7 protein-coding genes are annotated in these 11,658 nt (G+C 60.6%); all 7 read left to right on the forward strand.

Translation table 11 applies throughout. The features are described 5' to 3' along the window. Positions 1-51 precede the first annotated feature (51 nt). The 7 genes from AAEZ10_RS25890 to AAEZ10_RS25920 all read left to right on the forward strand — a co-directional run bounded on the left by AAEZ10_RS25890 (position 52) and on the right by AAEZ10_RS25920 (position 11,271). Complete coding sequence (locus tag AAEZ10_RS25890; protein WP_350571563.1) at positions 52-1,506, forward strand: flavin-containing monooxygenase; 1,455 nt, start codon at positions 52-54, stop codon at positions 1,504-1,506. 21 nt (positions 1,507-1,527) lie between these two features. After that, positions 1,528-2,454: an alpha/beta fold hydrolase gene (locus AAEZ10_RS25895; protein ID WP_056784590.1), complete on the forward strand. Its 927-nt coding sequence runs from the start codon at positions 1,528-1,530 to the stop codon at positions 2,452-2,454. Positions 2,455-2,617: 163 nt separating this feature from the next. Next, positions 2,618-4,117 carry a glycolate oxidase subunit GlcD gene (gene glcD / locus AAEZ10_RS25900; RefSeq protein WP_350571565.1) on the forward strand — a complete coding sequence of 500 codons (1,500 nt, stop codon included), beginning with the start codon at positions 2,618-2,620 and terminating at the stop codon, positions 4,115-4,117. Next, positions 4,117-5,166 (forward strand): glycolate oxidase subunit GlcE, encoded by a 1,050-nt coding sequence (gene glcE, locus AAEZ10_RS25905; protein WP_350571567.1) that lies wholly within the window; start codon positions 4,117-4,119, stop codon positions 5,164-5,166. The genes glcD and glcE overlap by 1 nt, the downstream gene beginning before the upstream one ends. 2 nt (positions 5,167-5,168) lie before the next feature. Further along, positions 5,169-6,389 (forward strand): glycolate oxidase subunit GlcF, encoded by a 1,221-nt coding sequence (glcF, locus tag AAEZ10_RS25910; RefSeq protein ID WP_350571569.1) that lies wholly within the window; start codon positions 5,169-5,171, stop codon positions 6,387-6,389. An 88-nt stretch (positions 6,390-6,477) separates the two neighbouring features. Next, positions 6,478-7,866, forward strand: a complete 1,389-nt coding sequence (gene hglS / locus AAEZ10_RS25915) for a 2-oxoadipate dioxygenase/decarboxylase HglS (RefSeq protein WP_350571571.1) — start codon at positions 6,478-6,480, stop codon at positions 7,864-7,866. A gap of 165 nt (positions 7,867-8,031) precedes the next feature. Beyond that, positions 8,032-11,271: a DEAD/DEAH box helicase gene (locus AAEZ10_RS25920; protein WP_350571573.1), complete on the forward strand. Its 3,240-nt coding sequence runs from the start codon at positions 8,032-8,034 to the stop codon at positions 11,269-11,271. Positions 11,272-11,658 lie beyond the last annotated feature (387 nt).

The raw sequence follows: 11,658 nt of genomic DNA on the forward strand, positions 1-11,658 counted from the left end.
GGCTATAAATGAAAGAGGGGAAATGGAAAAACAACTATAAAAAGGGGGCACATGCATACCTACGCTGTGTTGATCATCGGCAGCGGTTTCGGCGGCCAGTGCGCGGCGGTCAACCTGCTCAAGGCCGGAATCGACGACTTCCGCATTCTCGAGCGACGCGACTTCTTCGGCGGCACCTGGTGCCAGAACACCTACCCCGGCGCAGCGGTGGACGTGCCGTCGCCGCTGTATTCGCTGTCATTCGCGCCCTACCGCTGGTCGCAGATGTTCGCCGAACAGGCGGAACTGCGTCGCTACACCGAACAGCTGATCGAGCAGTTCGGTTTACGCGAGCGCGTGGAACTGGGGGCGGATGTCGAGCGCGTCGAATGGGACGAAGCGGAAAAGCATTGGTTGGTGTACACCCGCGCCAGAGGTACTTTCCGAACCCAATTCCTGATCAATGCTTCTGGGCCGCTGAGTCAGCCGGTCATCCCACCCTTTCCCGGGATGGATCGCTTTCAAGGCAAGACTTTTCATACAAATAACTGGGACCACAGCTACGACTATCGCGGTAAACGCGTGGCGATCGTCGGCAGCGGTGCCAGCGCCGCGCAGGTGATTCCGGCGATTGCGCCCCAGGTCGAACACCTGCATGTGTTCCAGCGCACCCCGCATTGGGTGCTGCCACGTGCCGATCGCAAATTCGGCCGGTTTCAGCGCTGGCTGCTTGGCCTGAAACCGGCATACAAACTGCTGCGCTGGCTGATTTACTGGCAATTCGAAACCCGGGTGATCGCCTTCAAATACTCGAGACCGGCGATTCATCTGGTCCAGCGACATGCGCTGCGGTTCCTCAAGCGCCAGGTTCCAGACCCGGTACTGCGGCAGAAACTCACCCCGGACTTCACCATCGGCTGCAAACGCGTTTTGGTGTCCAGCACGTACTACCCGGCGCTGAGCCGCGCCAACGTCACGTTGCACAGCCGCGAGCACGGCATCGCCTCGATCGACGAAAGCGGGATCAACACCGTGGACGGCGAGCATCTCGATGTTGATCTGATCGTCTGGTCGACCGGTTACGACGCCACCGACGGGGTGATTTCCTACCCGGTCAGCGGTAAAAACGCGGTGCAACTCAGAGATGTCTGGGCCGAATACCCGCGCGCCTACCTCGGCACCAGCCTGCCGGACTTCCCCAACCTGTTCATCGTCACCGGGCCGAACACCGGCATTGGCCACACTTCGGCGCTGTTCATCATCGAATCGCAGATGAACTACATCCTCGACTGCATCCGCACCGTACGGGCCAAAGGCGTGCGCAGCATCGAAGTGCGCCGTGACGCAGAACGTACCTACACTGCAATGATCCACCGGGAAATGCAGCGCACGGTGTGGAAGTCCGGTGGTTGCCACAGTTGGTACCAGAGCAGGAGCGGTCATGTGATCGCGATGTTTCCCGGCTTCAGTTTCAGCTATCACCTGCTGACCCGGGCGCTGAAACCGGCCGACCATATTTTGTCCTGAACACGTAAAAGGAAGACGTCGATGCTTTTGCTGTTTGTCGCACTCGCGGTTTTCGTGGCCTGGAGCTGGTTGAGTTACCCGGCGGTTGGCCATTGGCTGTACGACCTGGCCATGGCCAGCGAGGCCAGGTTGTACAAATTGCACAAGATCGAAGTGCCGATCGCCGAGATGACCGTGTCGACCTGGCAAGGCGGGCCGTACGAGGCGTCCAGCGCGATCCTGATGCTGCACGGCTTCAGCGCCGACAAAAACCTCTGGCTGCGCTGCGCCCGGCACTTCGTCCGTCAGTATCGGGTGATCATTCCGGATCTGGCCGGCCACGGTGAGACTGGCTTCAAGGCTGGCGGCGGTTACGACATTGCGGTTCAGGCCAAACGCATGATTCAACTGCTCGACGTCTGCGGCGTGGAGAAAGTCCACGTCATCGGCAACTCCATGGGCGGCTACATTGCCGCGTGGCTGGCGGCGACCTATCCGGAGCGAATCGCCTCGCTGGCATTGATCGACCCGGCCGGCGTCACCGCACCGGAGCCAAGCGACATGGAGCGCCACCTGGCGCGTGGGCACAATCCGTTTCTGATCAATTCCCGCGAAGAATTTCAGCGTTTCTACGCAATGACCATGGAGTCGCCGCCGTGGGTGCCGAAGCTGGTGCTGGACGCCGTCGCCCAGCGCTACGAGCAGCAACGTGACGAGCTCGAAGAAATCTTCCGCGACTTCCGCGCCAGCCCGCCGATGGAGCCGAAACTGGCCGAGATCAAATGCCCTGCACTGTTGCTCTGGGGACGCAAGGATCGCCTGATCGACGTCAGCAGCGTACCGGTGTGGAGCAAGGGCATCGCCAATCTCGAAGTGGATGTGTGGGATCACGTCGGGCACATGCCGATGGTCGAACAGCCGGGAAATACCGCGCGGCTGTACGGGGAATTTCTGGAACGACAGCGATGAACATGGATATTCGCAATGCCCCAGGTGGCGCAACTGATCGTTCCCATGCTCTGCGTGGGAATGCCTCAGGGGACGCTCTGCGTCCAGTGACGCAGAGCTTCACGGGCTACATTCCCACGCAGAGCGTGGGAACGATCAGCCGAGACAGAAGGTTGGCGTTCCCATGAACATTCTTTACGACGAACGCCTCGACGGTCCGTTGCCCGAGGTGAACAAGGGCGAATTGCTCAAGGCCCTGCAACAAGCCCTGCCGGACCTGGACATCCTCTGGCGCGAAGATGAACTCAAACCCTACGAATGCGACGGCCTCTCCGCCTACCGCACCACGCCAATGCTGGTGGCCCTGCCCCGGCGTCTGGAGCAAGTGCAAACCCTGCTGAAACTCTGCCATCAGAACAACGTGCCCGTCGTCGCGCGGGGTGCCGGTACGGGATTGTCCGGCGGTGCCCTGCCGCTGGAAAAAGGCCTGTTGCTGGTGATGGCGCGCTTCAACAGCATCCTGCACATCGACCCCGCTGCACGTATCGCGCGGGTTCAGCCGGGGGTGCGCAATCTTGCTATCTCCCAGGCGGCGGCCCCATTCGGCCTGTATTACGCGCCGGATCCGTCATCGCAGATCGCCTGTTCGATCGGCGGCAACGTCGCGGAAAACGCTGGTGGCGTGCATTGCCTCAAGTACGGCCTGACCGTGCACAACGTGCTGAAAATCGAAGTGCTGACCACTGAGGGCGAACGTCTGACGCTAGGCTCCGAGGCGCTCGATTCAGCCGGTTTTGACCTGCTCGCCTTGTTCACCGGCTCCGAAGGCATGCTGGGGATCATCACCGAAGTCACGGTGAAACTGCTGCCCAAACCGCAAGTTGCCAAGGTCCTGCTCGGCAGTTTCGACTCAGTGGAAAAGGCCGGCCGTGCGGTTGCCGAAATCATCGCTGCCGGGATCATTCCGGGTGGTCTGGAAATGATGGACAACCTGGCCATTCGCGCCGCCGAAGATTTTATCCACGCCGGTTACCCGGTCGACGCCGAGGCGATTCTGTTGTGCGAACTCGACGGCGTCGAAGCCGACGTGCACGACGACTGCCAGCGGGTGCGCGAAGTCATGACAGCAGCCGGCGCCACTGAAGTGCGCCAGGCCCAGGACGAGGCCGAGCGCGTGCGTTTCTGGGCCGGGCGCAAAAATGCGTTTCCGGCGATCGGCCGGTTGTCGCCGGATTATTACTGCATGGACGGCACCATCCCGCGCCGCGAATTGCCCGCTGTGCTGCAAGGTATCGCCAGCCTCGGCGAAGAATATGGCTTGCGCGTGGCCAACGTGTTCCATGCCGGCGACGGCAACATGCATCCGCTGATTCTGTTCGACGCCAACCAGCCGGGGGAGCTGCATCGCGCCGAGGCATTGGGCGGCAAGATCCTCGAACTGTGCGTCAAGGTAGGCGGCAGCATCACTGGCGAGCACGGCGTCGGCCGCGAAAAAATCAATCAGATGTGCGCGCAGTTCAACAGCGACGAGTTACTGCTGTTTCATGCAGTGAAAGCCGCGTTCGATCCGCAGGGCCTGCTCAATCCCGGCAAGAACATTCCGACCCTGCACCGCTGCGCCGAATTCGGCGCGATGCACATTCACGCCGGGCAACTGCCCTTCCCCGAGCTGGAGCGATTCTGATGGCTGATTTCGACGCCGCCAACGCCCTGCTCGATCAGGTCAACGCCGCACGGACCAATGCCACGCCGCTGAAGATTCAGGGCGGCAACAGCAAGGCCTTTCTCGGCCGCGAGGTGGCCGGCGAAGTGCTCGACACCCGCGCTCATCGCGGCATCGTCCAGTACGACCCGACCGAACTGGTGGTCACGGTGCGCGCCGGCACGCCGTTGTACGAGCTGCTCGCTGCGCTGGATGACGCCGGGCAAATGTTGCCCTGCGAACCGCCATCCTTTGCCGACAGCGCCACGGTCGGCGGCATGATCGCCGCAGGATTGTCCGGGCCACGCCGGCCGTGGTCCGGCTCGGTACGCGACTTCGTTCTCGGCACGCGGGTGATCACCGGCCTCGGTCAGCATCTGCGCTTCGGTGGCGAAGTGATGAAAAACGTCGCCGGTTATGATCTTTCGCGACTGATGGCCGGCAGTTTCGGTTGCCTCGGCGTGCTCACCGAAGTGTCGCTGAAAGTCCTGCCGAAACCGCGCCAGTGCCTGAGCATCCGCCTCGATATCGACTGCGCTCGGGCCTTGAGCAAACTTGCCGAATGGGGCCAGCAACCGCTGCCGATCAGCGCCGCGTGCCACGATGGCCGGAGCCTGTACCTGCGCCTGGAAGGTGGCGAAGGTTCGGTGACGGCGGCGCATCAACGCCTCGGCGGCGAGCCGCTGGATTCGGGTTTCTGGCGCGACCTCAACGAACAGCGCCTGAGTTTTTTCGACGAAGGTTTGCCGCTGTGGCGCCTGTCATTGCCGAACAACCTCGGCCCGCTCGAGCTACCCGGCGAGCAACTGATCGATTGGGCCGGCGCGCAACGCTGGGTAAAATCCGAAAGCTCTGAGATTCACGCACTCGCCCATTCCTTAGGCGGCCATGCAACGTGCTTTACCCACGGCGCCACCGATTCGCCGTTCCAACCCTTGGCGCCAACCCTGCTGCGCTACCACCGGCAACTCAAGGCGCAACTCGACCCGCAAGGGCTGTTCAACCCCGGACGCATGTGCGCGGAGGTTTAGCCATGCAAACCACCCTCAGCGAGCAATCGCGAAAATTGCCCCGGGCTGGCGAAGCGGAAAAGATCCTGCGCACCTGCGTGCATTGCGGCTTCTGCAACGCGACATGCCCGACGTATCAATTGCTCGGCGATGAACTCGATGGCCCGCGCGGGCGCATTTATCTGATCAAGCAAGTGCTCGAAGGCGCACCGGCCACCGAACAGACGCAGCTGCATCTGGACCGTTGCCTGTCGTGCCGCAACTGCGAAACCACCTGCCCGTCCGGCGTCGATTATCACAACCTGCTCGACATCGGCCGTGCGGTGGTCGACAGCGCGGTGCCACGCCCCGCCGCCCAGCGCTTGCTGCGCGAAGGCTTGCGCGCGTTGGCGCCGAATCCGGCTGTGTTCAAAGGCTTACTGCGCATGGGCGCGACCTTTCGGCCTCTGCTGCCGCGCCTGCTGGAAAGCAAACTGCCGCAGCGCTTGGGTGTTATGGGGTCGCGCCCTCCTCCTCGGCATGCGCGCCGGGTGTTATTGCTCGAAGGCTGCGTGCAACCGGGCCTGTCGCCGAACACCAATGACGCGACCGCGCGGGTGCTCGATCGCTTGGGCATCAGCGTCACCCCGGTGAGCGAGGCCGGTTGCTGCGGCGCTCTCGACTATCACCTCGACGCTCAGGCCAAAGGTCTTGACCGCGCTCGACAGAACATCGACGCCTGGTGGCCGCACCTGCAGAACGGCGCAGAAGCCATCGTGCAGACGGCCAGCGGTTGTGGCGCGTTCATCAAGGATTACGGGCATTTGCTTGCGGACGACCCGATCTACGCCTCGAAAGCACGGCGGATCAGCGAAATGACTCGGGATCTGGTGCAAATCATCGCCGAGGAACCGCTGGAGCAAGTGTGCGCCGCCAGCGAACGACGCATCGCCGTGCATTGCCCGTGCACTTTGCAGCACGCACTGAAACTCGGCGGCGCCGTGGAAACAGTGCTGACCCGACTTGGCTTCAACCTCACACCAGTGCCGGACGGCCATTTGTGCTGCGGCTCGGCGGGCACTTACTCGCTGACCCAACCGGTGCTGGCGCGGCAACTGCGCGATCAGCGCCTCAACGCCCTGGAAAGCGGCCGGCCGGAGTTGATCGTCACTTCCAACGTGGGCTGTCAGAGCCATCTGGGCAGCGCCGGGCGCACGCCGGTCAGGCACTGGATAGAACTGGTGGATCAGTCGTTGGCAGAATGAAGTTCGTAGGATTCTTCGTTTGCCCGCGTGGGCGAAGGCTGCGATCTTTTCCGGCATCCATTTCGTCACCGTGGCAGGAATTTTTTTCATGACCGTGCAGCCGTTCGTCAGCCCCGACCTGATCCGCCAACGCTTCTCCCGAGCGATGTCCGACATGTACCGCGAAGAGGTGCCGCTGTACGGCGCGCTGATGGAACTGGTGGAAAAAACCAACCGCGAAGTGCTGACACGTCAGCCTGATATTGCCGGACAGCTCAAGCGCACCGGCGAAATCGAGCGATTGGACATGGAACGCCACGGCGCCATTCGCGTCGGCACCGCGAGCGAACTGGCCACCCTCGCCCGCCTGTTCGCGGTGATGGGCATGCAACCGGTGGGTTATTACGACCTGACCCCGGCCGGTGTGCCGGTGCATTCAACGGCGTTTCGTGCGGTGCATGAAGAAGCGCTGCAGGTCAGCCCGTTTCGCGTGTTCACCTCGTTGCTGCGCCTGGAGCTGATTGAAGACGCTGAATTGCGTTCGTTTGCCGAGTCGGTACTGGCCCGTCGTTCGATTTTTACTGAAGAGGCGTTGCGCCTGATAGAACAGGCGGAAACGGCAGGCGGACTGAATGACGCCGAAGCCGCAGAATTCGTCCGACAGGCACTGGAGACTTTTCGCTGGCACCACAGCGCCACCGTCAGTGCCGCGCAATACCAAAAACTCAGCGCTCAGCACCGCTTGATCGCCGATGTCGTTGCGTTCAAAGGCCCGCACATCAACCACCTGACCCCACGCACGCTGGACATCGACACCGTGCAGGAGCAGATGCCTGCCCATGGCATCACACCCAAAGCGGTGATTGAAGGCCCACCGCGCCGCGACTGCCCGATCCTGCTGCGCCAGACCAGCTTCAAAGCGCTGGACGAGCCGATCGCCTTCACCGATCAGCCCGAAACCCGTGGCAGCCACAGCGCGCGTTTCGGCGAAATCGAACAACGCGGCGCCGCCCTCACGCCTAAGGGTCGCGCGCTGTATGACCGCTTGTTGAATGCCGCTCGCGATGAATTGGGCGACTTCCCTAACGAAGGCAATGCCGCACGCTACGAAGCGCTGATGACGCAGCACTTTGCGGAATTTCCTGACAGCATCGAGGGCATGCGCGAACAGGGGCTGGCGTACTTTCGTTATTTCGCTACGGAAAAGGGCATCGCGGCGCACGGACTTGGCGAATCGTCCTTGGAGGACTTGCTGCGCGATAGCTACGTGAAAGCGGAGCCGCTGGTGTACGAAGATTTCCTGCCGGTGAGTGCGGCGGGGATTTTTCAGTCGAACCTCGGCGATTCTGCGCAGACGCATTACGCCGAACACTCCAATCGACAGGCTTTCGAACAGGCGCTGGGGCGTTCGACCATTGATGAGCTGGGGTTGTATGCCGAGACGCAACGGCGGTCGATTGAGGAATGTGCCCAGGTGCTGCTGATCAAACGGCTCTGACGATTCGGCCTTGGAAACAAGGCGGCTTTTGAAACTGAAAAACGTGGGCGGACAGCATGCGGGTCAATGAACTGCAACGTTTTCGTGTCAATGACGAAGAAGTGATCGATGGCGCCTGATATCCTCTGCACCAGGATTCAAAGCCCAGCGCTTTCAAGGACGTTCATGACCATGCAGAATATCGTACGTTACTGGCACGCCGTCGAGTTGCTGCAACCCCAGGCAGCGCCCCAGCTGAAGAAGCGCGAAAGCGATTATCAGCCTTACTACCAGGATCTCCCTCTTACCGCCAAGGTTCTGCCGTGGATGCCGACGAATCCTCTGGCCAGGGAAAATCTTCCGGAAAAACGCGCATGGAGTCACACGCTCTACGCTCACCTTTACGATAATCTGGTTGTAACCCGCCGGCTGGCCGAGTTGTACGGCGCTGATCAAGGGTACAAAGAGCCGCAACGGCGCACGTCAGCGCTGTTCTCGCTCAAGTTCAATCAGGAAGGCATGATGTTGATCGACAGCCTTGTTCTGTCCAGTGAGGCATGGTTTGTCGGTTGCGCCATCAATCATCAGGACTGGACACGCGGCTTCGACGAAACTCAAAAGTTTCTCCGCGAACAGGCCAACAGCCACTTCAGTGGTGTAGCGCAGGCTGATGATCTTCGCAGCATGACTGACTATGTGCGCAAAGTGCTGGGGGTCGATGAATTCTTCTCCGATCAACCGCGCATGCATCGCTTCCGCTCAGCACCGATCAATCCGAACAAGCCCGAACAGGAAGACGATCCACTCAACAGCTTTTTGCTGGAGGACCTCTGCGACGTTGCCGATGCGCTGGCGCGTGGCAAAACCAGCGAGGCGTTGGCTCGTTACCTCAGCCATCACGCCCCGGAGGAGCGCCAGCATCTGGATCAGGCAGATGCTGATCCGGCGCTTATCAATCGCCTCGCACCGTCGCAATATGCCGCAGGCTGCTGGCCTGCCGAACGACATCTAGGGCTGGTGCACTCCCAACAACTGGCAGTCAACAGCCTGTTGCACGAGCTCAGTTTCAAGGCCGGTATCCTGGGGGTCAACGGTCCTCCCGGCACCGGAAAGACCACCTTGCTGCGTGATCTGATTGCCGCGGTGGTGACGCAGCGCGCGGACGTACTGGCGTCGTTCGACAGGGCTTCGCAGGCCTTTACCAAGGATGGACGCGAAGTTGCCAATGACGCTGGACATAACCGGTCTGCCTATACACTCGATGCGCGATTGCTCGGATTCGAAATGGTCGTGGCCTCGTCCAATAACGGTGCCGTGGAAAACGTCACTCTCGAGTTGCCTCAACAGGACAGGATCGATCCTTCGTGGCGGCCCGATGCAGATTACTTCAGCGAACTGGCCAGCCTGACAAGTGGCAAGCCCGCCTGGGGCATGATCTCGGCAGCGCTGGGAAGCAAGGCTAAACGCACGCTGTTTGTGGATCGCTTTTATCACGGAAAACGTCCACCCAAAGATAAAACAGGCGCACCGCTGGAATCGTCACAACCGCAAACGCCGGAGTTGAACGAAGACGAAGCGTTGTACAGCGAAAATCCCTTGCTCGACAGCGCTGAGGTCGATGCCGCCGAAGCAAATGACAAGCCCTCTCCAAAGGGCATGCGCGACTGGTTGTTCGAACAGGCCGCGAACATGAAATCGCTTACCTCAACTGAAAAAGCCGCTCTCTGGCGAGAATCCGTCCAGCAATATCAGAACGCGAAGAGCGCCGAACAGGCGTTGCGTGCGCAAGTCAGTGACATCACCTCGCATATCGAGGCTGTGAACAGCGCCAGAGCGCAGATCCTGAAATCCACCCAGCAACGTCATACCCATCTGGTTGAGCGCCGCCGCCTTGATGAGGAGCAGGCCTTGCTGGAAGTTCGCCAACTCACCCCGGCACGGGAACAGTTGCAGCAGCAACTGCAACGCCTTGAAACGCATCTGACACTGAAACCAGGTTTTCTCGCCAACCTGTTCAGCTTGTGGGGCGCGCAGCGCCAATGGTTAGCTCGACAACGGATGCTCGTCAGCGCTCACGCTCTGGCAAAGGATGCCTACGACAGCATTCAACGTCTAATGCAGCGAATCAGCAGTCAGCTCAGCGAACTCGACCTGCAACTGGCCGCTGATCAAGAGCAGGTCGACCAAGCCGAGCGTGACGCTCGCCATCAGGTGGAAAAGGCTCGCAGCGTTGCTCAGACCGGTAAAGCAAGGCATGTGCTAGCGTGGCTTGACCATGGCGCAATGGGTCGAGGCAGTGACATCGAGCTGCTGGAACCCTGGATCGTCGAAGGCTGGCGTCAGGCCCGGAGCAAGGTGTTCATCGAAGCACTCAAGCTCCACCAGACCTTTTTCAGGATCGAGGCATCACGTCTGGGTGGCAATCTGGGTTTTATTACCAGTTTGCTGACTGGCAGTCGTTACGGCGGAGTGTCTCAAGCGGTCATGCGTTCGGCATGGGCGTCTTTGTTCATGGTAGTACCGGTGCTCAGCAGCACCTTTGCTTCGTTCGCTCGGTCTTTTGGCAGCCTTGGGTGCGGCGAGATCGGCTGGCTGTTGGTGGACGAAGCGGGTCAGGCTACTCCGCAAGCCGCAACGGGCGCACTGTGGCGCGCTCAGCGCGCCGTACTGGTCGGTGATCCGCTTCAGCTCGAACCTATCGTGACCGTTTCAGACGCGGTGCTCGAACATATGCGCACACGCTATCAGGTCGACGCTCACTGGCTACCCAATCGCCAGTCAGCTCAGTCGCTTGCCGATCAAGCCACTCGATGGGGCCGGATGGCCGGTCCAAAAGGGCAAAAATGCTGGGTCGGCCTGCCATTGGTCGTGCACCGCCGTTGCGACAAACCCATGTTCGACCTGGCTAATCGCATCGCGTACGACGGGGCCATGATCTACGGCACTGTTGCTCCTGCTGCCGATAAGGAAACGCCGGCGCGCCTGCTGACCGGCTGGGTCCATGCAAGCGGCCAGTCAAGCGGCAACTGGGTCGACAATGAAGGGCTGGAGCTCGATCGTTTGCTGGGCTTACTCGATGCCAGTGGAGTACCGTCGGACAGTATTGCCGTCATCACACCTTTTCAAGACGTGCGGAATCATCTCAAAGACCGTCTGCCTGGCAAAATTGTGCGAGGCACCATTCACACCATGCAGGGTAAAGAAGCTGCGGTAATCATTCTTGTTCTGGGTGGCAGCAGCGACAATCCAGGTGCCCGGGAATGGGCCGTTTCAAAACCCAATCTGCTTAACGTCGCCGTCACCCGCGCGAGACGACGCCTGTATGTAATCGGCGATCGTAATGACTGGCGACAGCGCAAATTGTTCTGCGATGTCATGGAGCTGTTGCCAGCTCTGCCTTCAATAACGAATGAGATGTTTGCCTGAGCAACAGGCTTGGCGATCATTGCCACCTCGATGCCCAACTGCGCAAGAAGTTGCGCAGTTGGTCGTAATATTTCAGGGCCTGAATCCCCTGCAGCCCAAGCGGTGCAAGCCCTGCAGCCAAGTGCGCAAGAAGTTGCGCAGTACTGCGCAACTTCTTGCGCACTTCCTCCCGATTTTCCCGCTGAAAAACGCCGCGAATGATGACCAACCAGCGTGGCGCCCCCGCCATCCGGGCACCGCGCAAAACCTGGCACGCTCCTTGATAACACTGGGTCACCCACCGGGCGATTTCGCCTCCGGGCACCCTAAATTTATCCGCAAGGAGAGCACCCCATGGCAACACCAGCGTACATGTCGGTTACCGGCGAAAAACAAGGCCTGATCACT

Source organism: Pseudomonas sp. H26/SER47-MNA-CIBAN-0231 (assembly GCF_040310465.1).
Lineage (GTDB): Bacteria > Pseudomonadota > Gammaproteobacteria > Pseudomonadales > Pseudomonadaceae > Aquipseudomonas > Aquipseudomonas atacamensis.

Excerpts from the sequence above, each read along its gene's own strand:
- AAEZ10_RS25895 (WP_056784590.1), top strand. The coding sequence starts at position 1,528 with ATGCTTTTGCTGTTTGTCGCACTCGCGGTTTTCGTGGCCTGGAGCTGG.
- glcD (WP_350571565.1), top strand. The coding sequence starts at position 2,618 with ATGAACATTCTTTACGACGAACGCCTCGACGGTCCGTTGCCCGAGGTG.
- glcE (WP_350571567.1), top strand. The coding sequence starts at position 4,117 with ATGGCTGATTTCGACGCCGCCAACGCCCTGCTCGATCAGGTCAACGCC.
- AAEZ10_RS25890 (WP_350571563.1), top strand. The coding sequence starts at position 52 with ATGCATACCTACGCTGTGTTGATCATCGGCAGCGGTTTCGGCGGCCAG.
- hglS (WP_350571571.1), top strand. The coding sequence starts at position 6,478 with ATGACCGTGCAGCCGTTCGTCAGCCCCGACCTGATCCGCCAACGCTTC.
- AAEZ10_RS25920 (WP_350571573.1), top strand. The coding sequence starts at position 8,032 with ATGACCATGCAGAATATCGTACGTTACTGGCACGCCGTCGAGTTGCTG.
- glcF (WP_350571569.1), top strand. The coding sequence starts at position 5,169 with ATGCAAACCACCCTCAGCGAGCAATCGCGAAAATTGCCCCGGGCTGGC.